Origin of the sequence: Desulfoprunum benzoelyticum (genome assembly GCF_014201505.1) — a bacterium.
Taxonomy (GTDB): domain Bacteria; phylum Desulfobacterota; class Desulfobulbia; order Desulfobulbales; family Desulfocapsaceae; genus Desulfoprunum; species Desulfoprunum benzoelyticum.
Window position 1 is genome coordinate 24,141 of record NZ_JACHEO010000013.1, and the last position, 22,608, is coordinate 46,748.

Annotated in this window: 18 protein-coding genes and 3 pseudogenes; 7 read left to right on the forward strand and 14 right to left on the reverse strand. The window is 55.2% G+C overall.

Translation table 11 applies throughout. The features are described from left to right. Nucleotides 1-57 precede the first annotated feature (57 nt). The 6 genes from HNQ81_RS11300 to HNQ81_RS11325 all read right to left on the reverse strand — a co-directional run bounded on the left by HNQ81_RS11300 (nucleotide 58) and on the right by HNQ81_RS11325 (nucleotide 6,077). Nucleotides 58-2,190: a heavy metal translocating P-type ATPase gene (locus HNQ81_RS11300; RefSeq protein ID WP_183351416.1), complete on the reverse strand. Its 2,133-nt coding sequence runs from the start codon at nucleotides 2,188-2,190 to the stop codon at nucleotides 58-60. Between the two features lie 17 nt (nucleotides 2,191-2,207). Continuing rightward, entirely contained in the window at nucleotides 2,208-3,008 is an 801-nt protein-coding gene (locus tag HNQ81_RS11305; RefSeq protein ID WP_183351417.1) for a metallophosphoesterase family protein, read from the reverse strand. Further along, nucleotides 3,005-5,008: a bifunctional serine/threonine-protein kinase/formylglycine-generating enzyme family protein gene (locus HNQ81_RS11310; protein ID WP_183351418.1), complete on the reverse strand. Its 2,004-nt coding sequence runs from the start codon at nucleotides 5,006-5,008 to the stop codon at nucleotides 3,005-3,007. Before HNQ81_RS11310 ends, HNQ81_RS11305 begins: the two co-directional genes overlap by 4 nt. Then, nucleotides 5,008-5,328, reverse strand: coding sequence for a hypothetical protein (locus HNQ81_RS11315; protein ID WP_183351419.1), 321 nt, complete (start codon nucleotides 5,326-5,328; stop codon nucleotides 5,008-5,010). Before HNQ81_RS11315 ends, HNQ81_RS11310 begins: the two co-directional genes overlap by 1 nt. Nucleotides 5,329-5,368: 40 nt before the next feature. Continuing rightward, on the reverse strand, nucleotides 5,369-5,635 hold the full coding sequence (locus tag HNQ81_RS18145) for an SHOCT domain-containing protein (RefSeq protein ID WP_183351420.1): 267 nt from the start codon (nucleotides 5,633-5,635) through the stop codon (nucleotides 5,369-5,371). Between the two features lie 73 nt (nucleotides 5,636-5,708). Next, complete coding sequence (locus tag HNQ81_RS11325) at nucleotides 5,709-6,077, reverse strand: hypothetical protein (protein WP_183351421.1); 369 nt, start codon at nucleotides 6,075-6,077, stop codon at nucleotides 5,709-5,711. Nucleotides 6,078-6,364: 287 nt separating this feature from the next. On the opposite strand from HNQ81_RS11325, the gene HNQ81_RS11330 reads away from it, so the two are divergent. The 5 genes from HNQ81_RS11330 (at nucleotide 6,365) to HNQ81_RS11350 (ending at nucleotide 12,728) form a co-directional block, all read left to right on the forward strand. Further along, nucleotides 6,365-8,161, forward strand: a complete 1,797-nt coding sequence (locus HNQ81_RS11330) for an ATP-binding protein (protein WP_183351422.1) — start codon at nucleotides 6,365-6,367, stop codon at nucleotides 8,159-8,161. Further along, entirely contained in the window at nucleotides 8,158-9,534 is a 1,377-nt protein-coding gene (locus HNQ81_RS11335; RefSeq protein ID WP_183351423.1) for a sigma-54-dependent transcriptional regulator, read from the forward strand. The genes HNQ81_RS11330 and HNQ81_RS11335 overlap by 4 nt, the downstream gene beginning before the upstream one ends. Nucleotides 9,535-9,852: 318 nt before the next feature. Next, nucleotides 9,853-10,326 carry a periplasmic heavy metal sensor gene (locus HNQ81_RS11340; protein WP_183351424.1) on the forward strand — a complete coding sequence of 158 codons (474 nt, stop codon included), beginning with the start codon at nucleotides 9,853-9,855 and terminating at the stop codon, nucleotides 10,324-10,326. 433 nt (nucleotides 10,327-10,759) lie between these two features. Then, nucleotides 10,760-11,125, forward strand: coding sequence for an SHOCT domain-containing protein (locus tag HNQ81_RS17360; protein WP_205240194.1), 366 nt, complete (start codon nucleotides 10,760-10,762; stop codon nucleotides 11,123-11,125). Nucleotides 11,126-11,144: 19 nt separating this feature from the next. Next, nucleotides 11,145-12,728, forward strand: coding sequence for a multicopper oxidase family protein (locus HNQ81_RS11350; RefSeq protein WP_183351425.1), 1,584 nt, complete (start codon nucleotides 11,145-11,147; stop codon nucleotides 12,726-12,728). 108 nt (nucleotides 12,729-12,836) lie between these two features. On the opposite strand, the gene HNQ81_RS11355 is transcribed toward HNQ81_RS11350, so the two are convergent. From HNQ81_RS11355 to HNQ81_RS11395, 8 genes and pseudogenes are all read right to left on the reverse strand, one after another. Continuing rightward, nucleotides 12,837-15,800, reverse strand: coding sequence for a type I restriction endonuclease subunit R (locus HNQ81_RS11355; RefSeq protein WP_183351426.1), 2,964 nt, complete (start codon nucleotides 15,798-15,800; stop codon nucleotides 12,837-12,839). Nucleotides 15,801-15,927: 127 nt separating this feature from the next. Continuing rightward, nucleotides 15,928-16,119 (reverse strand): hypothetical protein, encoded by a 192-nt coding sequence (locus HNQ81_RS11360; protein ID WP_183351427.1) that lies wholly within the window; start codon nucleotides 16,117-16,119, stop codon nucleotides 15,928-15,930. Beyond that, nucleotides 16,116-16,658 (reverse strand): ATPase, encoded by a 543-nt coding sequence (locus tag HNQ81_RS11365; RefSeq protein WP_183351428.1) that lies wholly within the window; start codon nucleotides 16,656-16,658, stop codon nucleotides 16,116-16,118. The genes HNQ81_RS11360 and HNQ81_RS11365 overlap by 4 nt, the downstream gene beginning before the upstream one ends. Beyond that, entirely contained in the window at nucleotides 16,645-18,054 is a 1,410-nt protein-coding gene (locus HNQ81_RS11370; protein WP_183351429.1) for a restriction endonuclease subunit S, read from the reverse strand. The genes HNQ81_RS11365 and HNQ81_RS11370 overlap by 14 nt, the downstream gene beginning before the upstream one ends. Beyond that, nucleotides 18,054-20,186, reverse strand: a complete 2,133-nt coding sequence (locus tag HNQ81_RS11375; protein ID WP_183351430.1) for a type I restriction-modification system subunit M — start codon at nucleotides 20,184-20,186, stop codon at nucleotides 18,054-18,056. The genes HNQ81_RS11370 and HNQ81_RS11375 overlap by 1 nt, the downstream gene beginning before the upstream one ends. A gap of 114 nt (nucleotides 20,187-20,300) precedes the next feature. After that, nucleotides 20,301-20,483 (reverse strand): annotated as a pseudogene (locus HNQ81_RS18150) (helix-turn-helix domain-containing protein); the annotation flags it as partial. Nucleotides 20,484-20,643: 160 nt separating this feature from the next. Then, nucleotides 20,644-21,039: pseudogene (locus HNQ81_RS18155) on the reverse strand (gamma-glutamylcyclotransferase family protein); the annotation flags it as partial. Nucleotides 21,040-21,401: 362 nt separating this feature from the next. Then, nucleotides 21,402-21,938, reverse strand: a pseudogene (locus HNQ81_RS11395) (amidoligase family protein); the annotation flags it as partial. Nucleotides 21,939-21,999: 61 nt separating this feature from the next. Here HNQ81_RS11395 and HNQ81_RS11400 point away from each other — a divergent pair. Next, nucleotides 22,000-22,275, forward strand: a complete 276-nt coding sequence (locus HNQ81_RS11400) for a type II toxin-antitoxin system Phd/YefM family antitoxin (RefSeq protein WP_183351431.1) — start codon at nucleotides 22,000-22,002, stop codon at nucleotides 22,273-22,275. Then, nucleotides 22,275-22,601: a type II toxin-antitoxin system RelE/ParE family toxin gene (locus HNQ81_RS11405; RefSeq protein WP_183351432.1), complete on the forward strand. Its 327-nt coding sequence runs from the start codon at nucleotides 22,275-22,277 to the stop codon at nucleotides 22,599-22,601. Before HNQ81_RS11400 ends, HNQ81_RS11405 begins: the two co-directional genes overlap by 1 nt. The last annotated feature ends 7 nt before the right edge of the window (nucleotides 22,602-22,608 follow it).

Sequence of the window (22,608 nt, forward strand, 5' to 3'; positions counted from 1 at the left end):
AAATCTTTCTGAGGAATTTGGCGCGAAGTAATCTTCATCATTTCGTCCGTATCGCCATCAATCATAGCTTTCGCGCAATGCCCGGGTGGCATTGAGCAGCGCCAGCAAGGCGGTGCCCATATCAGCAAATACAGCTTCCCACATGGTTGCCATCCCTACAACGCCTAAAAAAATAAATACGCCTTTAACGGAAAATGCCAACGCGATATTTTGCCAAACGATTCGACGGGTATGTTTGGCGAGACTGACCGCTTCGGCCATTTTTGCGGGTGCATCAGTCATAAGCACCACATCCGCGGTTTCGATGGCGGCGTCCGAACCGAGGGCACCCATGGCCACCCCCACATCAGCCCGGGCCAAGACCGGCGCATCGTTGATACCATCTCCCACAAAGGCGACCTTTCCGTCTTCTTTGGTTTCCGCGAGGATTTGTTCGAAAATGCGGACCTTGTCTTCCGGCAGCAATTCGGCATAGAATTGATCCAGATTGAGAGCCTTGGCAACGCTTGCAGCGGCGCATGCGTTGTCGCCCGTCAACATCACAAGTTTCGAAACTCCATCTGATCGCAGCCGCTCCACTGCCAGTTTGGCATCCGGTTTAAGTTGGTCACCGATTAAGATGTAACCAGCGTATTGATCATCCACCACTACGTGGGCAACGGTGCTGTCAAAGTCACATTGGCCATGGTCGATTTGTCTTTCATGCAAAAGCGCGTCGTTGCCGACAGCAATGCTTTTCCCGTCAAAGACAGCCTTGACCCCCTTCCCAGGAATTGCGACGTGGTCGCTCACTAGCGATTCATCGATGGTGAGCCCTTTGCTCTTCATCGCCTCTACAATGGATTTGCCAATGGGATGATCCGAGTGCAGTTCCACCGCCGCGGCCATTTGCAGCAACTGATCAGAGGAAAATCCATTGTCGGTAACGACCCGATCCACCGTAAAAACGCCGCGTGTCAAAGTGCCGGTCTTGTCAAAAACCACTGTTTTGACTTTTGAAAGGGCATCGATGAACATTGATCCCTTGATCAGGATTCCACTGCGCGAGGCCCGGCCGATTCCACCGAAATAACCCAAGGGGATGCTGACCACCAGGGCACAGGGGCACGAGATCACCAGCAACACCAAGGCGCGATAGATCCAGGTCGAGAATTGGGCGTCATTTATGAGCAGAGGCGGAACCAGGGCGATAGCCGCCGCAATGGCCACCACAACCGGCGTATAATAACGGGCAAAGGTGGTGATAAACTTTTCAGTGGCGGCCTTACGCGCGGCCGCGCTTTCCACCAACTCTAATACCCGTGCAATCGACGATGCTTCAAAAGGTTTTGTGACCCGAACCGTCAGCGCCGATGCCGCATTGATGCTACCGGCCAAGACGGTATCGCCCGGGCGCGTTTGAACCGGAACCGGTTCGCCGGTCAAAGGCGAGGTGTCCACCTGCGAGACTCCTTCAATCACCGTACCGTCCAAAGCAACTTTCTCGCCGGGCTTGACCAGGATGATTTCGCCCACCTTGACCTTTTCGGGAGTGGTTTCCTTCAGACCGCCCTCAGTCTTAAGCAAGGCCCGGTTCGGCCGGGCAGCCAGCAGTCCGCGAACCGAACGCCGTGATTTGGAAACCGCCATGTCCTGCAGCAGTTCACCTACCTTGAAAAACAGCATCACACCGACTGCCTCGGACAGAGCGTGTATGGCCATGGCACCGGTCGTGGCGATGACCATAAGCACATTCTCATCAAAAAACTGTCCTCGCCGCAGCGTTCGCAGCGCACCGATTAAAACGCTCCAGCCGGCCAGCAGGTAAGCGGCAATCACGATGGGATATTCCACCCACGCCCACGGCCGCTGGTGCAATTGGTCTTCAAAAAACAGGTGAATTGCGAAGATAATACCAGCGATGACGATGATTCCGACTTGCTTTCGAAAATTGCCCGCCTCCGTTGATTCATGGTCATCCGCTTTCGAGCCCTGCAGGGTGGACTCGATCTTGACGTCGGGTTCAATGCGCGCAACCGCTGCCAGAGCCTTCGAGATATCGGCCGCCCTCAAGTGCAGGGTGAGATTGGCAAAATCAACAACCGCCGCTTCAACTCCTTCGGTATTCTGCAGTTCCCTCTCTATCTTGGCCGCGCAGGCGGCGCAGTCAAGATTTTGAACGCGAAATCTCTTTTCCTGAACGGTTTCCATATTGCGACTCTCCTCGGCTATCGGTCGTTTCCCACCGCTCGAGTGAGCTTATTTTGTTTGGGGCAATCTCCAGAAAAAAGCCTATCGGCATCCCTTCGGAGAAAACCGCGCTTAATGATTAAGTTGGCCGTTCGAGATATATCATACGCCACCCGCCTTATCTCGAGGGTGTTGCGATGACTGTCCCAAATCGCATATTTTGCACGCGGATCACCATCCCTGGGCTGTCCGACGGCACCGACATTGACGATATACCGATAATCCGGTTCGAGTTTAATTGTTTCCTGCTGCAATGGATCGAATTGAAGATCCTTTCCATCATAACCCATGAGCATCAGGCGGTGGGTGTGTCCGGCAAAGGCGATATCGAAACTGTTGGATGCAAAGGTTTCTTTAATCTCTGAAAAACTCATATGGTTCAGGTAGATTGTCGGCAAATCGGGCGGACAGCCGTGTACCATCAGCGCGCCAATCATTTCCCGATAATACGGAAGGTTTTTAATATAGAGCAAAGATGCAGATGTGAGATATTTCAGGGTCTGCTCCAATGATATAATTGCCTGCGGTGAGAAATCGCTGCGATAATCCCTATTGATCACAGCCATCTCGTGATTGCCAAGTATATTGGGGATGTCCATTTTTTCCAACAGGACCAGGACCTCTTCCGGTTGTGGACCATACCCGACGGCGTCTCCCAAGTTGACAATTTGGTCGACACCTGATCGCTCGATATCATCCAGGCAGCGGACAAGTGCCTCCAGGTTGCCATGAATGTCAGATATCACCGCTATTCTCATTGTCCTTGCCTTCTCGCTCATTCCGCCGAATTGTCGACAGCGGTGCTCTTTACAGTTCTAAAACCAATCTCCTCGAATCCTTCCCAGGGGAAACGCACAACGACCGCGGGTAAAGAATTTTTATCCTTCGGAGCCCCCTCAACGCCACCGATAACCGCATAGCGATTTGTTGTCGAGGCGTTCGCCGATGGCTGGACCAGTCCCTCTGTATAAACCCATTCGCCGATCTCATGGTTGAGCCCCTTTATGCCCAACAGGTTCGGAGAAAAAGATGCGGCTGATAACAGAAAATCGGAACGCTTTGGTTCAGCTTGGTCTTTGGCGCTCGGACTCGGCTCAGGAGAAACGCTACTCCAGTTTTCCGTTTCGGCCTGCCAGTCTCCCATCATACGCATCATGCCCCCCATCGGCTGGGTATTCACTTCCGCTGAGGGTTCTGCATTCACTTCCGAGCTGTCCTCGCCCTTGATCATTGCAAAAAACATTTCCACCTCCGTCGGCAATCGTCTGCCGAAGTAGTTTGCAAAGGCCGAAGCGCCATAACCGGTAACGCGCAGAGCAGGACTGGAAGCATAGGCCGGATCACTGACATGGAATTCGCTGTTTCGGTAGACAATCGGCTCGTATCCCGCGCGCACCTCTCCCAACAAGAACCAGTTTGCACCACTGCCTTTCACCACACCACTTTCTATGCTGATCTGTTCAAGGTTGTGATTCAGAAAATCGACGAACTGCTGGTTGGTAACGAAGAACTCGTCCATGTAAAATGGCTCGACCTGGATCGATTGATCGCTGCTCCCATCCAATACCGCAGGGATCGAAAATGGTCCCCCTTGGATGAGGTGCTGCTTTCCAAGGTGCTCAGACGCGAAGGAATCCTTTTCGGCGTCCGCCTGTCTTGCGGTGGTCTCGTTACCAGGGACCGTCTGGGTTTGGTGCTGGCTGGGGGATGTCGAAAGACTACCCTTCGGTGGACCCAATCCGGGTTCACCAATAAAATGCCAGACGGCCATCGACATGACCGACAGCACGGCGACAATGATACCTGTCCATATCCATCTCGGTTTCGTAAATAGGGAGGCTGATCGTTGCCGAGGAGATTTCGCATCCGCTTTATCGGATGCCAACCCGTGGATCACGCGTTCAAGCTGTCCGAGCAAGTCCCGGACGGATTCGGTTCGCTCGTCTCTGCTCTCGGCCGTAGCCATGTGAATGATTCGATTCAACTCTTCAAAAAATGGCGATTCGGTTTTGGCCAGCTTTGCACTTTTAAACGGCGTTCCAGACTTGATTTTGCCGTCAACGGCTTCAAAGAGTATTTTTCCCAGGGAATAGACATCCGCGCGTTGGTCAGCCCTTTTGAAATCGAAAAAATGCTCCGGAGACATGTAATGCGGCGAGCCTTTCACGTCCATGGACTGGGTAACCGGTTTCAACCGGCTCGAACGCGCCAGACCGAAATCGGCGATTTTGGGCGTGTCCTGGTCCATGAGGATATTTTCCGGCTTAAGATCGCGGTGCACAATGCCATTGTCGTGCAGCGCCATTACACCTGTCAGTACCGGTAGAAAATACCGTTGTACCCATGCTATGAAAAGATCCTCCTCCGGATAGAAGCCTTCCTCTGACATGGTGTCTCTAAGAGACCCGCCTGGAATATATTCCATGGCGATGTACTCTATGGATGCGTCTTGATCACATTTTTTTACGGTAATGGCATCGTGATCGTAAACCTGTAAAATATTCGGATGCCGAATCTGGGCCATGGCCTGGACTTCCCGTCTGAAACGCTGGACCAGGGTTTCGGCCTCTTCGTCGCCCTCGTCAATGGATTCAAGCCATTCCCGTGAAACGACCTTGATCGCTACGTCACGATTCAGGTTGCTCTGGTGCGCTCGATAAACCTCGCCCATTCCGCCCTTGCCAATAAAGCCGAGGATTACCCATTTGTTGTTGAGGACATCGCCGACCTTGAGCGTGGTTTTACAAGTCGCTGTCATATCATGCGCTTTCAGTTCCATTATCGTTTTAATCCCCCGGCACCGATTCGCCCTCTCAGCGACTGAATCGTTCCGGACTGTTTGTCGATCAAGACCTCATCAATGACGATGCCATCCTTTTCAACAAGCCGGGCAATGTAATATCGGCCGGTGTTTTTCAGATCTTTCAGGCCGTATTTTTCCCATTGATCGTCGTCAAGATGCCGATTGATGATGATTCTGGCAGTGGCAGTTCCCATGCCGTCAAAATATCTCGCCAGGGGATCTTGCCCATCCTCTATTGTTTCTTCATCAGTCGATTTTTCGGTCTTGCTTTTTTGATTAACGTTTTTTGATTGCATGGCGACACTTCCTTTCGAGCTTCGCAGTGAAGGATCACGTTTATGGCTGGGAGAGGATTTGCCTCATTTTGACAAACTCTTCCCGCGAAATTTCCCCCTTGGCGAATCGCGCCTTCAAAATCGCCTCGGAGTCGGATCGATCCCGAAACGGTCCCTGCGAGGCTTGGGTCTGCGACCTGAAGATACGAAGTACGACATAAACAATCAAGAAAAGAACCAAGCCCCATATCAGCAGGGACAATAAACTACCTGGGAAAAAGCCTCCCCACCAGCCTCCCGACAGCGGTGCATAATCACAGCCCCACATGATCAAATCTCCTTACAGGTTTAATGATGAGACAGCCAGCTACGGTCCGACCGTCTCATCGGTTTAATTGGTGTTACCAGCACCATCCGTATCCGCCCATGCGGCCGTGGTACCCGGCATTGGCAGGCGGCAGGTTGAAGGAACGGGCTTGGGCGCGGAGTTGATCGTGCAAGACGGCTATTTCACGGTTCAACCCCGCCGTTCGCTTCGGATCGGGGTTGGAAGTTGCCAGCAGAGCGTTGTACTCACCCTGTTTGGCGGCAAGGTTCTGCCTGAGCTGGACGGTTTGATCGTAAAACCCCTGATAATTGTCGCCGTAATAACCCGCCGTCGGCCCACCCATGGGGCCGCCCCAGTACCCGTCCCAATAACAGGCGAATGCCTGGGTTCCGGTGAACGCGATGAGCGCCGTCGCCGCAACAATGAGAATCGTCCTTTTCATGATTTTTTTACCTCCGTCGTGTTGGTTTTCAACTGAAAGTGAATGCCCATGGCACCATGGTCGCCGTTGCTAAAGTTGATTATCAAATTGCGTGCCAGCAACCTTTAGATATATGGAACAATTTGTTATTAAAGCATAAATTAACTATGCTGCCGAGCATCCGCCAAAACCGACGGGTGTACGACCTGTGGCTTTATTACCCATCTTGCTATCAAGGCACGATTGAGGTGTTGCCATAATACCCAATCGGGTTTATAATACTTAGACAACAGAAATTTGAGGGCGCTATGAATACAAAAACAATTCATCGAAATCGGACGAGGCTTCACACATCACCCTGGATCATCATCGGATCGGTGGGAATCCTGCTGATCGTCGTGGTGGTCCTGGCATATCAGAACTACAGCCGCGAAAAAAAATACATGTCCCGAATTTTAAGTGAAAAAGGGGCTGCCATCATCAAGGCGGTGGAAGCCGGAGCCCGTACGGGAATGATGGGGATGATGTGGGGCGGACAGCAGGTCCAGTCGTTGATCGAGGAAACCGCCCAGCTCTCGGATGTCCTCTATATTACAGTGGCAAGTGGCGAGGGCCTGGTTCTGGCCAGCAGCAATCGCGGATTGATCGGCACCCAAATGAACAGCGGTTTTCCCGAAAAAGGACTTGATCAACCAGAGGAAATCAACTGGCGGTATAAGCGCATCGATGAACAGCGGAGCGCTTTTGAGGTGTACCGGCATTTTCGACCGATCTCTCATCAGGACACTTGGATGGGCGACCGTATGCGCCAAATGATGCGAGGGCGCGGCATGATGATGGGGTCCGATAACGACTGGTGCTTTCCTACCTCAAGCGGCGACAGCGACCAAATCATACTGGTTGGTTTGGACCCTCAACCATTTGAAGAAGGGCGTAAAGAGGACATCCGCAACACGGCCATCATATCAGGTGTTTTGATTTTACTGGGGCTGGCCGGCTTTATTTCGATGTTCTGGATGCAAGGATACCGCTCGGCTAAAAAATCACTTCAGGACACCAGCGCCATTAAGGACCAAGTTGTAACCAGCCTTCCCGTGGGGTTGATTGCCACGGACAAAGACGGGAAAATCGCATTTTACAACAGCGCCGCCGAGCGGATCACCGGGCTTGATTTGGCCCAGGCGCGGGGGAAAGAACCCGACAGCGTTCTGCCAAGGCATTTATGTGGGTTGAAGGAATCCCTGGATCTTGGGGAGTCGATAAACGAAAAGGAAATGGAATGTGAGTTCACCGAAAACAAGATTGTCCCGGTGAGCATCAGCGCCTCGAAAATTATCAACGAAGAAGGTCAGTTTGTCGGGCAGGTTCTGATCATCCGAGATCTTGGGGAGGTTCGCCGCCTTCAGGATGAAATCCGCCGCAAGGAAAAGCTGGCGGCAATAGGCGGTCTCGCCGCCGGCGTGGCCCATGAAATCCGAAACCCGTTGAGTTCCATCAAAGGCATCGCTTCCTACTACAAGAGCAAGTTCGAGGACGGCAGCGAGGACAAAGAGATGGCCGGGGTCATGATCGAGGAGGTGGATCGCCTCAGCCGAGTCATCAGCGAGCTGCTGGAGTTCGCCAGGCCGACGAAATTAAACAGGAAGCTATCCGATATGAATGAACTGCTGAAACATTCAACCCGGCTGGTCGAGCAGGAAGCAGCGGCGAAAAAAGTCGATATTCAACTCAATCTTACATCCGAATCCATTGAGGCCGATGTCGATCCGGATCGTCTGACCCAGTGCTTTTTGAATCTGTTTCTGAATGCCTTGCAAGCCATGGAAAGCGGCGGCCGGTTGACCGTTTCCAGCTCCACAGGCGCAAACGGGAACGTTGCAATTGACATCAAGGATAACGGCTCGGGGATATCCGCAGAAGATCTCAGCAAGATATTCGACCCCTATTTTACCACCAAACCAAAAGGCACCGGCTTGGGCTTGGCGATTGTGCACAAGATTATCGAAGCCCACCAGGGGCAAATCAAAGTTCGAAGCACCATTGGTCAGGGCACCGTGTTCTCGATTGCCCTGCCGCTTGGGGACAGCGAAATGAGGTTATCATGACCATACAAAACCCTTCTCACATTCTGATTGTCGACGACGATCTAAACCACTTGAAAACGCTTCAAACCATCGTCAGAAGTTGGGGCTACCAGGTGTCCACGGCCGACGACGGGGTCAAGGCCGTTGAAAGTGTCAAGGAAAAACCGTTCGCCCTGATCTTGATGGATGTGCGCATGGCTCAGATGAGCGGCATCGAGGCCCTGAAGCAAATTAAACAGTACAATCCGGCCATCCCGATTCTCATCATGACCGCATACTCTTCGGTTGATTCGGCGGTAGAGGCCTTAAAATCCGGGGCTTACGATTATTTGACCAAACCCCTGGACTTTGAAGTGCTCAAAATCAGCCTAGCGCGTGCTTTGGAGCATTCCGGCCTCAAGGCGGAAAATGCAACCTTAAAATCAAAGATGAGCGCAGATTACGAGCTGGAAAATATCATCGGAAGAAGCCGGCCGATGAAGGAACTGGTCGACATGATGTCCATGGTTGCGCCTTCGGAGGCAACCGTGCTGATCACCGGGGAAAGCGGGACCGGCAAAGAGCTGATCGCCAAATCCATCCATCACAACAGCCAGCGCAAGGATCGCGCCCTGGTGGTGGTCAATTGCGCGGCACTTACCGAGACATTGCTGGAGTCGGAGCTGTTCGGCCATGAAAAAGGTGCGTTTACCGGTGCCGATAAACGCCGCGAAGGCAGATTCAAGCAGGCTGACAAGGGAACCATTTTTCTGGATGAGATCGGCGAAACCTCCGCCGCGATGCAGGCCAAGCTGCTGCGGGTCATTCAAGAGCGGGAAATCCAGCGGGTCGGCGGGGAAGAAACGTTGAGCGTGGATGTGCGGATTCTTGCCGCGACCAACCGAAACCTGGAGGAGGATGTGAAAAACGGAAAATTCCGTGAAGACCTTTTCTATAGACTGAACGTCGTCACGCTTCGTATCCCGCCGCTACGCGAGCGTCAAGATGATACTCCTTTACTCGCCCAGCATTTCTTGGAGAAGTACGCGAAAAAAAATCACAAGCAGGTCAAAGGCTTTTCTCCGCTGGCAATGGATATGCTACTCAAATACGCCTGGCCCGGCAATGTCAGGGAACTTGAAAACGTCATTGAACGCGCCGTGATTCTCCTGCCGGATGAACACATCACAGAGAAAGAGCTGCCTGTCACCATCACCTCAAGTTATGCCGAAAAAAGCGAATGGGTGGCTCCGCCCCCACCGGTTGCAGCCAATCGCCCCCTGGAAGAAGTTGAAAAGGAGGCCATTTTGGCCACACTTAATGACAGTGGCGGGAATAAAAGCGAAACCGCACGCAGGCTCGCAATCAACCGCAAAACCCTTCACAAGAAACTCAAAGATTATGGAATAGGTTGAGCTTCCTAATGAAAGCGAATTCTTAACGGTCCATAAACTGCCCATTTTAACCCCACAATGCAATTCTTGACAGACTAAAGTGGGTATTATTGAACCATACTCCCCACCTACATGCCTTAATACGACCTGCCCTACCGCACACTTAATATTTTTAAAACTTAGTTATTACAGGTATATATATTGATTTTGAGCCGGCATGACAGCGTGATGGCATCATGTTTGCTCTATCCTAAGACAAAGCCAAATGGCTTTCAGAAAGCGGCCGCTTTTTTGATTGGGAACAACAAATCGCAACGTATTACATAATGGAGGCACAAAATGAAACGAAATACCAAAGGGATTATGATGCTGGCCGTATTGGCCGTTTTTGGATTCTCAACCATCGCGCTTGCCGGTTGGGGCGACGGATACGGACATATGATGGGGCCCGGCATGATGGGGCCTGGCTGGCAGCAGGGAAGTGGCTATTACGGAAATCTTTCCGCAGATGAAATCGCGAAACTGGAACAGCAGCGCGCAGAATTCTTCCGGGCGACAGAAAATACCAGGCAACAGCTGTATGAGAAGAATCTGGCTCTGCAAAGCGAACTGGCTAAAGAAAATCCGGACACCGCCAAGGCATCAAAGCTTCAGGGCGAAATTTCCAAGCTGCAAAGCGATCTTGATCAAAAACGATTGGAGTATGATATCCAGGCCCGCAAATCAGCACCCAACTACAACCGCGGCTATAGAGGAGGATACGGTTCGATGATGGGTTACGGCCCCCGCGGTGGCGGATATTGCGGGTGGTAAGCCAAGACGCAACGAAAATGGTATGACAGGGCGGTAAACGCCGCCCTGTCATGCACTAAACCAACAGGGAATCCGCAGGTGACTGCATCAAAGGACGACGCGATAGAATCGATAGAAAGGTGAGCTGATGAAAAGGAATTTTTTGAAAACAGCGATAAAGCCAATCATGCTTGTCGCAATTGTGGGTCTTGCACTAACGGTGCTGGCTGGCTGCGGAATCGGCCATGGGCCATACCGGAATGGTTACAATAATTATCATGGTGCTGGAAGCGGCGATGATTACCGAAATAGTGGCTCCTACGGAGCTACGTATGATCCCGACGGCAGAGTCTACCACCGTCGCATACCTGGCTACGGGGACGGCCGAGGTGGATATTGCGGATGGTGATGGAGTTAACTCTTCTCAGATTATATTGGCATTGAGGCAAAAGCTATGATCGCTAAATATTTTAATTACAAGGCATTGTTAGGGCTTCTTGCGATATGGGGTCTGAACAATATTTTGTTAAGTCCCGCATTCGCCCAATCCGGCGGGTACCGGAACTGGCACATGGGACGATGGATGATGGGCGACTGGGGAATGGGGTGGTTCGGTATGATATTCATGTTACTTTTTTGGGTTTTAGTCATCGTCGGAATCGTTTTTCTGATTCGCTGGCTGGTTCAAAACACGGGCGGCAGAAGTTCCTCCGGTGTCGGCACAAGTTCTCAGGCAATGGATATTTTAAAGGAACGCTATGCCAAAGGAGAAATCACCCACGATGAATTTGAGTCCATGAAAAAAGAGATACTCCGATAGGCCCCACAGGAGACCGACAATGAGAAGCAGAAACACAGACCTGGGATTCGATAGCAGGCATTCCAGAAGGCAATTTTTGAAGTTGGCCGGCTATGGAACCCTAGGATTGATGGCAGGCGGGCTCTGGCCTGGATTCGATGGTTTCGCAGCCGGACAAACTCCTGATACAGAATTCATCCCCGACCTCGACATCACCCTTTCCGCCCGCCCCGGCGAGGTCCCCGTTTTGCCGGGCGATCCCACTGGAGTTTGGCGCTACCATGCGACGGTGCACAAAGGCGACCGTGCTAGAATCGCTGAAATACCCCGCAGCTATCTTGGCCCGATCATTAAAGTCAATCAGGGTGAAAAAATACGGGTTCGCTTCAGAAACGCCATCCCTGAAGAGTCTATTGTGCATTGGCACGGCCTGCATGTGCCCGCGATCATGGACGGACACCCGCGCTATGTCGTTCCGCAGGGGCAATCCTACTTGTATGAGTTCGAAGTCAAGAATAGAGCCGGCACCTATTGGTATCATCCACACCCACACGGCAGAACCGGCCCACAGGTGTATCGTGGTCTGGCAGGCCTATTTCTCGTGTCCGACGAGGAAGAGCAAGCTGTTGGCTTGCCCGATGGCGAATATGATGTTCCACTGGTGATTCAGGACCGAACATTCGATTCAGGTAATCAGCTGGTGTACATGTCGGGCCACAGAATGGAGCGGATGACCGGTTTTTTGGGCGATATGATAATGGTTAACGGGCTGCCGGATTTCACGCTCCCCGTATCGACCGGTGCCTATCGGTTACGCCTGCTGAATGGCTCCAATTCTCGTATTTATAAGTTGGCGTGGGAAGACGGCCGGCCGCTGACCATTATTGGTACGGACGGTGGATTCCTGGAAAGGCCGGTCTTCAGAAGGTATGTGTTTTTAAGCCCGGGAGAACGGTTGGAGATCTGGGCCGATTTCAGCGACAATCCGGTCGGGTATACGACATCCCTTTTGAGCCTTCCCTTCGATGTCGGTGGCATGGGTGGGGGGCGAATGGGCCGCGGCATGATGATGGGCGGACGAACGGGCCAAAATCTAAACCTTCCAAATGGTGCTGCCTTTTCCGTATTCAAAGTGAAGGTCATCCGACCTGTCAAAACAATTTACCGTCTCCCGGAGACACTTTCCGAGATCGGGCCTGCTAGTCCTAAAGACGCTGTGAACTATTTTCGTCCCCGGCAATTTTATCTCACGATGCGGCATATGCAATGGACGATCAACGGGCGGGTGTTTCAAATGGAGGAGGTGGCAGACGACGAGATGGTCCAGTTGGATTCAACCGAGATTTGGGAATTCAACAACACCGGGGGTGGTATGATGAATATGATGAACATGCCCCATCCCATTCACCTGCATGGCAAGCAGTTCCGCGTTATTGAACGCAGCGGCGTTGCACATGAAGGCTATGTGGATGAAGGATGGAAAGATACGGTTTTGCTGATGCCCGGTGAACGGATCAGAATATTAGTTGATTTTGATGATTATCCAGGAATGTTTTTGTACCATTGTCACAACCTGGAACATGAAGATATGGGCATGATGCGCAATTATTTTGTGAGGGCATAGTCGCCACTATTGTCTTTCCTTAACTTCCCTCTTCAGTTCTTTTGTTGTTCACAGGTAGACTCCAAATAATTTGTTTACGTTTATCAGCCTTCATACCGTACAAAATGCTCATGCCTGATAAGTGACCCCGAACACCGTGTCCGAAAGCCATTTTTTGAACGACGGGTTGTCGCTGAACTGCTTGAACAGCTCGGTGTGGTCGGACAAGAGGTCGATCATGACGCGCTGTAGCGCTGCGTCGTGTTCAATCCGGGCGGTCTTCTTATCGTTGTTCTTCATGGCGTTCTGGTAGGCGGCGTCCGCTGCGACCTTGGCCGGGATCTCCTCGGCGATGACCTGGCGGATCTTGTCGCCGTCTTTCCAATCGATGTTGCCGAACTGGTCGTTGAACGCCTTGATGATGTTGCTCAGTTGGTCCAGCTCCGGTTCCGGTTTGCGGCCACCACCGGTGGTCGGCACCGGTCCGATTTCGGCATCCTGATCCGGAAGACCGATCTTCAGGCTGGTTTTCACCTCGACACGGTAGCTGTCCATGTCGATGGCCTCCAGGATGCCCCGGGACAGGTCCTCTTCCTTGGGCGCGGGGAGCTTCGGGATCAAGAAATTCAGGAAGATCGACAGCTTCTCCCAGTCGGCATTCGAGTACGGCAGGATCGAGGCCAGAAATCCGTAGGTGCGCACGAAGGCCTTGGCCTTGCCCTTGAAGTCCACCTGGCCATCTTCGTCGAGATCGGCGTTGTAGGTGGCCACGCAGGCGTCCAGGATCGGGTCAAGCTTGTCACGGTCTGCGCCATTCAGATAGAGCCCCACCAGCTCGTCGATTTGCGTCTGCGAATAGACCTGGTAGCCGTCCAGATCCGATTTCAGGTCGTGCAGCTTGTTGGGGTCGGTCTCGTCACTGAGGATGGTGGTGCGGTAATAGGGCTCGAACGACTTCTGGATGGTCTCCGAGTCGTTGTAGAAATCGAGCACAAAGGTGTCGTGCTTCTGCGGATGGGCGCGATTGAGCCGCGAGAGGGTCTGCACCGCCTTGATGCCGGAGAGCGCCTTATCCACGTACATGGTGTGCAGCAGCGGTTCGTCGTAGCCGGTCTGGAACTTGTCGGCGACGATCAGGAAGCGGAAAGGGTCCTGCTGCACCTTGTCCGGGATCTGGCTGCTGGGGAAGCCGTTCAGCGTCGCTTCGGTGACCTTCTTGCCGCCCCAGTCTTTATGATGAAATTCGTGCTCCCCGGAAAAGGCCACGATGGGCGCGTAAGGGCTTTTGCGCTCCTTGAGGTAGTCCCTGAAGGCGTGGAAATACTGTATGGCCCGCTCGATACCGTTGGTGATGACCATGGCCCGAGCCTGCCCGCCGATCTTGCGGTGGCCGATCACCTGGGCATGGAAGTGGTCCACCATGATCTCCGCCTTCTCGCGGATGGCGTGCTCATGGGACTCCACATAGCGGCGCAGCTTTTTCTGGGCCTTGTTGGCGTCGAAGAGCGGGTCGTCCTCCACGGTCTTGGCCAGGCGGTAATAACTCTCCACCGGGGTGTAGTTCTTCAGCACATCGAGGATGAAGCCCTCCTGGATGGCCTGTTTCATCGTGTAGCTGTGGAACGGGTGGTGCTTCACGGTGCCGTCGGGCTGCGGGTCCGGCTCGCCGAAGATCTCCAGAGTCTTGTTCTTGGGAGTCGCGGTGAAGGCAAAGTAGCTGGCGTTGGTCACCATCTTCCGGCCTTCCATGATCTTGTTGATCTTGTCCTCGGCATCCAGTTCATCCCATTCCGCCTTGTATTCACCCGGCTTTTCCGCAACGGCCATGTTCATGGCAGCGGTGGTTTTGCCGCCCTGGCTGGAATGGGCCTCGTCGATGATGATGGCGAATTTGCTCTGGCGGTGTTCATCGCCGATCTCATCGAGGATGAACGGGAACTTCTGTACCGTGGTGATGATGATTTTCTTACCGGCCTTGAGGAATTTGCGCAGGTCACCGGAATGCTCGGCATGGCCGACGGTGGCGGAGACCTGGGCGAACTGCTTGATGGTGTCGCGGATCTGCTTGTCGAGCACCCGCCGGTCGGTGACCACGATGACCGAATCGAACAACGCCTTGCTCTCATGCTCCAGCCCCACGAGCTGGTGCGCCAGCCAGGCGATGGAGTTACTTTTGCCGCTGCCCGCCGAGTGCTGGATCAGGTAGCGCCTGCCGATGCCGCTCTCGGCGGCATTGGCCAGCAGCATGCGCACCACCTTTAACTGGTGGTAGCGAGGGAAGATCTGCTTGTACCTCTTTTTGCCGGTCTTCTCGTCCTTTTCCTCCACCACCTGGGCGTAGTTTTCCAGGATATCGGTCAGGCCCTCTTTGGAGAGGGTCTCCTTCCACAGGTAGTCGGTGGCGAGCCCGGCCGGGTTGGGCGGATTGCCAGCGCCGTCGTTGTAGCCTTTGTCGAAGGGCAGAAACCACGAGCCCTTGCCCTTGAGGTGGGTGCAGAAACGCACCTCGTGATCGTCCACGGCAAAATGGACGACGCAACGGCCGAACTGGAACAGCAGCTCCTTCGGGTCACGGTCGCGCTGGTACTGCTGCACGGCATCGAGCACCGTCTGCTTGGTGAGCTTATTTTTGAGTTCGAAAGTGGCGATGGGCAGGCCGTTGATGAACACGGCCATGTCGAGGGAAAGCGCAGTCTCGTTGCGGCTGTAGCGGAGCTGGCGGGTGACGCTGAAGATGTTGGCCGCGAACCGTTCGGCCGCCTTCACGTTGCCCGGCGTCGGCGTGCCGTAGAAAAGGTCCACATGGGCCGGGCCGTGCTTGATGCCGCCGCGCAGCACGTCCACCACACCGCGCTTGGCGATCTCGCCCTGCAGGCGGTGCAGGAACTGGGTGCGCTTGGGGCCTTCCTCGTCGATGCCAAGAGCCTCATAGGTGTCGGGCTGGGTGGCGGAGAGGAATTGCAGCAGCTTGGCCCGGCCGACGGCGTGTTCCCGGTCGTAGTCATGCGGGTCGCCCTGAACGTATCCAGCCTCGTTGACCAGCGATTGGACAATGAGGCTTTCCAGCCCTTTTTCGGTGGTATCCGTCGTCATATCAGTCCCCCGGCGCTGGCTCTCGTCCCAATTGAAGTGGGCAACAGACGATTGTACACTTTCTCGCACCGGTGGTGCGAGTTTTTCTGACTCGTTGTCGCGCTGCGGCGTGAATCAACTTCACGAATCACTCGCCCACCGAGGTGTTCTGCCGCTCTTCGACGACCTGTCCATCCTTCCACAGCACAACGCCCGCGCCCACTTGCCTTGCCTTCTGCCGGGCCTTGGCCGCCGCCCGCTTCATAGCGATTTCCGCCGCTGCCAGGTCGGGGTCGCGTTTTTTATCGCCCTTGCCGGAATCAACCGTCTGCTTGCTCATGCTTTCACTCCTTCTTGGATCAGCACCGGCTCGCCGCCGGAATTGTCATAAAGCGCCCATTCATCGACCAGCGGTTTGTACAGCGTTTCGAAATTACGCAGCCCGGCCGCGAAACGCCGCCGGATGACCGGCTCGGGGATGTTGTGGCCGCCCTCGCGCACCCGTTGCCGTACCCGGGCCACGGCCAGTTCCGGCGAGGCCAACCGCAGAAAGAACAGCTTGACGATGTAGCCCTGCTCCCGCCAGCCGGGAATGAGCCCGGCATAGCCCCGGCCGCTCAGGGTGGTCTCGAAGGCGAAGCTCTCGCCGCGCCGGACATGGTTGTAAATCTCCTCCAGCATCAGCCGCCCGGCGCGAAAAGCCGCCCGCTCCGGCTCGAAGGGGGCGAGCCCGGCGGCTATGAGGTCGGCGTTGACGAAGGCCGGGCAGTGGGCCTCCATGGGCAGGAATTCCCCTGCAAAGGTGGTCTTTCCCGCGCCGTTCGGTCCCGCGATGATGATGATTTTTTTCTCCGGCTTGCTGGTGTCAGTCGGTTTCATCCATGTCCCCCTCGTCATCAATCTCGTCATCGGCATCGGCGGTGTCCTCTTCCAACGCCAGCAGTTCGTCCTCGGCAATCTCCGGCACCTCGATGCCGCGCACATCCACATGACCGGTGACCACATCGGAAATCAGTCGGGTGCGGTATTCGCGCATCAATTCGATCTCACGTTGAGCGCGGGAAATGGCCTGGTCGATTTCCGCTGACTTTTCCTGGATGTGTTCAAGAATTTCCAGTTGCTCGTCAATTGGTGGCAGACCAATTGGATAATTTTTCACAAAATCCGATGGAATCCGCTGCTGGCCAGCCGCCCCGGTCATGTATTGTTCGCCCAGTAACAGGAACTGTTTGGTTGATGTGAGGAACCGGAGAAAAGCGCCGTCGATGGCCTTTGAAGGGCGAAGAACAATCAACTCGGTAGTACCAAAGCCGAAATCAGACTCAAGCCCTTTGAGGTAAGCTCCCTTGCCGTTTTCAAAACAGGGAGTGATTTTCGCGACAACCACATCCCCGCGTCGGAAATAGTTAAAGCCATTCCAGACTTCGGACAGCGTGCGTTTTTCGGAGCAATCGATATCCCCATTGACGGAGATGTTCTCCATGGGAAGAAAGACGACCTTTTCTTCATCCGCCGGATTCGCTCGTGTCTCAGATTTCGATGGATTGAAGCTGACCACGCGTTTGAGCTTCGTGGCATCCCAATGCTCCGGAATATCTCCGATCCATTCCACGCCGCTGGGCTTGAACTTGATCTTGGGATCAAGCCCCCGAGTCACGGCCTGGTTGATGACGTTCTGCTTCTGCTCCTTGAGCAGTCCGATGAGCCGCCGCTTGTTGCGGATGAACCGCTGAGCCTTGCTGCCGACCGCATCAAGAAAGCTGGTGATGTGCCGCTGTTCCTCAATCGAAGGAACTGGCGACGGCATGCGCTTGAAATCCTGCCAGTAAAGCCGGTTGCGGTCTTTCACGATGCCCCGCGAATAGGCATCCACCTCGTTCATGTAGGAAGCAGTGCGGAACAGATAGCTGAAATAGCGGCAATCCACCTCCGGAAAGGGTCGCACAACGACATAAGCTGGGCTGACCAGCCCATCGACAGGCGCAACCCCAACGGCTCCCTGCCACATGCGCATCATGTTGTAGGCAATATCCCCCTGAGCCGCTCGCTTGTATTTTTCCCGGTCGGCCATCACCTGCTTGCGCTTCAGGTTCTCCATGTCGCGCACGCGGACACCGGTTTTCAATGAAACCTCAAGGATGGGCAGTTCCCCAAACCCAGTCTCGTTGCGCTGAGAGAACAGACGGCCATTCCGGAACAAATTCCAGTGAACCGGAATATCGCCCAAAAACGGCTGCCCGGAATCCTTGTATTCTGGATAAGGGGCCAGCTTCATCACTCAGCCTCCCCGACAATCTGTTCCAGAAGGCCTTCGGTCTCCTGCTCCAGGGCGTAGATGTCGGCCTTGATCTCATCGAGGGTGCGCATGGGCGCGGGCCGGTAGAAGTGGCGTGTGAAGGAGATTTCATAGCCCACCAGCGTCTTGCCCTGGTCGATCCAGGCATCCGGGGTATAGGGCAGCACCTCGCGCTGGAAGAACGCCTCGATGCCGCCTTCTTCCAGCAGCGGTACCTGTTCGCTGTCGCGCAGGGCGGTATCCGGCTCGTACTCGACCACGTAGGTCTTGCCGTTCACCTCAGCCTCGAACAGGCCGTGGATGGGATCGGGCGTGGCCTTGCCCGGCTTGTGAACCTTCTTCAGCACCGGCGCGGCGTCCTCGCGGGTGTCGCAGAGATCGCTTTGCAATAGTTTCTTGCGCTTGGCGGTGAGCTTGACACCGTGCTTGTCGGCATCGGCCTCAACGGCGTCCATGAAGGCGTTGAAATCCAGGTGCGGCCCGGTTCCAAGCGTCTCGGCCACGCGGCGGGCTAAATTGGCCAGCGGCTCTTCCTTGGCCTTGGCGCAGGCCCGCTCGAACCGTTCCAGCCGGGCCGGGCTCAGGTCAACGGCGAGGCACAGAGGACGATCCACCGTCACCTTCCAATAGCCGAAGGCCTCGTTGGGGAAGATCTTGGATTTCTCGGTTTCGACCGGATTGACCACCAGGTCGCAGATGGCGCGGATGTGTTCCTCGGAGAACTCGCAGTTCTTCTTGCCGAGGTTGCGCCGCAGCGGCACGTACCATTCGGTGGCGTCGATGAGCTGGACCTTGCCCCGGCGCGTATCAGACTTGCGGTTGGTCAGCACCCAGATGTAGGTGGCGATGCCGGTGTTGTAGAACGTGTTCTCCGGCAGGGCGATGATGGCCTCCAGCCAGTCGTTCTCGATGATCCAACGGCGGATATTGCTCTCGCCCTGACCGGCGTCGCCGGTGAAGAGCGACGAGCCATTGTGGACTTCGGCGATGCGGCTGCCGAGGCGGGTAGTGTGCTTCATCTTGGAGAGCTTATTGACCAGGAACATGAGCTGTCCGTCCGAGGAGCGGGTGATCATCTTGTATTCCGGGTCGCCGCCGTGCTGGGTGACAAAGCGCGGGTCCTTGATGTCCCCCTTGCCGCCCAGGCGCTCCAGGTCGGTCTTCCAACTCTTGCCATAGGGCGGATTGGAGAGCATGAAGTCGAATTCCTGCGACGGGAAGGCATCGCTGGAGAGCGTGGAGCCGTACTTCATATTCTCGGCCTCGGCCCCTTCACCTTTGAGGAGCAGGTCGGCCTTGGAAATGGCGTAGGTTTCCGGCTGCACCTCCTGGCCGAAGAGATGAATGGAGACATCCTTGCCGTGGCTTTCGGCCAGCTCGGCCAGGCGCTCCTCCGCCACGGTCAGCATGCCGCCGGTACCACAGGCCCCGTCGTAGACGAGATAGGTGCCCGATTCGATGTCGTCGGCCACCGGTAGGAAGATCAGGTCGGCCATGAGCTTGACCACGTCGCGGGGCGTGAAATGCTCACCAGCCTCTTCGTTGTTCTCCTCGTTGAAGCGGCGGATAAGCTCCTCGAAGATAGTGCCCATGGAGTGGTTGTCGAGCGCCGGAAGGATCTCGTTGCCGTCCACGTCCTGCACCGGTTTGGGGCTCAGATTGACGCGGCCGTCGAGAAACTTCTCGATCAGGTGGCCGAGGATGTCGGCCTCGATCAACGTGGGGATCTGGTTGCGGAATTTGAACTTGTCGAGGATCTCCTGGACGTTGGGTGAAAAGCCGTCCAGATATGCCTCGAAATCGGCCTTGAGCTGTTGTTGCTTGGCGCGGTTCTTCAGGTCGCGCAGGGTAAAGGGCGAGACGTTGTAAAAGGCCTCGCCTGCGGCCTGGCAGAGGGCGGCGTGTTGATTAGCGATCCCGGCCCCGTCAAGCTGCTTCTTCATGCCAAGCACCTTTTCCTTGCTCGGCTCCAAGAGCGCGTCGAGACGGCGGATGACCGTCATCGGCAGGATCACGTCGCGGTACTTGCCGCGCACATAAACATCGCGCAGCACGTCGTCGGCGATACCCCAGATAAAATTCACGATGCTGTTGTGGATCACATGGTTCATAGCCCGTTATTACTCCTTGCGCTTCTTGTCGGTTTGATTCGCGCCATCCTTGGCGCTCACCCTTCGGGCGTCCTTCGAACGTCCAAAATCGCTCCCGACGATTTTGTCCGCAGGCTCGGCCGCGCCGCCAGCCTTGACCCACGCGTCCACTTCGTCCTTTTTGAACTTCCAAAGACGACCCATGCGGTGGGCGGGCATACCATGCTTGTCGATCCACTTGTAAACGGTGTCATTGCTGACCCCGAGGTACTTGCAAATCTCGGTTATTGATAACCAGCGGTCTTCCATCTCGTTCATTCTCATGCTCCACGGGCGCTTTGGTTGTTTGCCACGTCCGCCATAGGCGAAACGGGAGAGACTGGACGCACCTCTCCCAGGTTAAAAAACTCCATCAATATACAAAGACGCTATGTGCTATGTCAAACGATCTTTACCGATTTGAGCCGATTATTTTCTATCACGCTCGATGCCAGACGCCGGTGTCAAGCCGGGTGCCGTTTTCAACATGGGGCATCCAAAAGGTCCAGGCTGGAATCGAGGTGCGCCCGCATAGCACCGCCACCATCACCCGCTGGTACATGCTGTGGCCGCCGGGCCGAAATCCTTCCAGCCGGTCGATGGGCGGCAGGTCGCGCTGCGGGTCGGTGAAGGTCACCAGCTCTCCATGGATCAGATCAGAGTCACCGGTCGGGCGGCCGAAGCGTGGCGTGCCGATCTTCTGTTGTCTGCGGGCGTCGGCCAGCGGATCGGCGGTGCCCCGGGACAGGATCAGCCCTTCCGGCACTTCCAGGGCCGGGAAACCGGCGTGGAGGTGGTAGAGCCTGCCCCAGATCACGGCCAGTTCGATGCTGCGCATGTTGGTGCGCCCGGAGAGCCGCACCTTCTCCAGGGCTTCAAGGAAGCGTTCCGGCCAGGGATCGCTGGCCTTGTCGTCGGGCAGAAATTCGATCAGGCCGTGCCGGGCCAGACGGGTGAGAAACTCGGCGGCCGCAGCGGCGGCTTCCTCCGGCAACGGCTGGGTCGGCCCGCCTTCGATGCCGGAGAGCACCTCGGTCATGTAGTCCCGGGGCGCTCGGCTGGCGGTAAACGGTGTCTGGCCGCGCATCAGCTCAACAACTTCGAGGCAGTCTGCGGCCTGGATGGTTTCCCCGCTGCCGGGGATCGGTTCGCCGTCCAGCGTGGTGGAGCGGATCAGAATCTTCATGGGGCACCTCCTTAAACAGTGAGGCCGGGAACTTGCCCGGCCTCGTTGATGAGAGTGGTGGTTGTTTCGTCCGGAAGGACGTCCTCCGGTTTGGGCCGTCCGTTCTTGAAGGCTGCATCGCCGGGCATGTTGGCCATCAGATGCTTGCGGGCGGTCTTGAACTCGTCGCCGATCAGGCCGAGGTGGAGCAGGAAGACCCGGAAGTCGTACTTGGCGCTTTGGGGATCGAAGTCCCGCTTGCGGCTGGAGGCTGCCCGACCGTTGAGCGCCTTGGCGGCGACGGCGAGACAGAATTGCAGGTAGGCCTTGATCCGCCCCGCATGGAGGGTCGCCTCGAACCAGCGGAACTCCACCGTGCCCCGGTACCAGACGTTGTGCAGGTTCACCCCGTGGTAGCGGCTGTTGTCGTAATGCTGGGGCTGGCGGTTGTGGTAGCCGTACCAGATGCGGTTGAGCTGGTCCTTGGTGCGGGGGCGATGCTGTTCGATGCGCTGGATCAGCTCGTCGCTGACCGGCCGGGTGTAGCGGTTGAACCGGTCGCGGCTGATGGTTTTTAATTGATGTTGACCTGTTTTCGGTCTATATTTGGTCGTTTGCAGGAGGGTAAATATGAAACTATCAAGTCAAATCAAACCGATCAGTTACCTGAAGGCTCATGCCGCAGAAATCGTGCGCAACCTGTCGGGGCAGGGTGAACCCCTGGTCATCACTCAGAATGGCGAAGCCAAGGTCGTGATGCAGGACATCGAAAGCTATGAGCAAACCCAGGAGACCATGGCCCTTCTGAAGATTCTCGCGCTCGGCTCGCGTCAGATCGAGGAAGGCAAAGTCCAGCCTGCCAGTGACGTTATCCAGCGACTTCGAAATCGGAGCAAGAATCGCTGATGGCTTTCCAGGTATTTCTGACCGATGATGCGTCACGGGATTTGGAGGAGTTGTACGACTACATTGCATCCCGCGACGCGCCAGGAAAAGCGGATTACGTTCTCGATCAAATAGAGAAGGCCTTTTCGAGCCTCTCCGAGAACCCGGAGCGAGGAGCCTATCCTAAAGAACTGTTGGCTATTGGGCTTCGCGAGTACTGTGAGATATTTTTCAAACCCTACCGCATCATCTATCGAGTCATGGCCGAAAATGTTTATGTCATGGTGATTGCGGACGGGCGTCGCGACATGCAGACACTGTTGCAGCGACGATTATTTCAGGCCTGAAAATCGT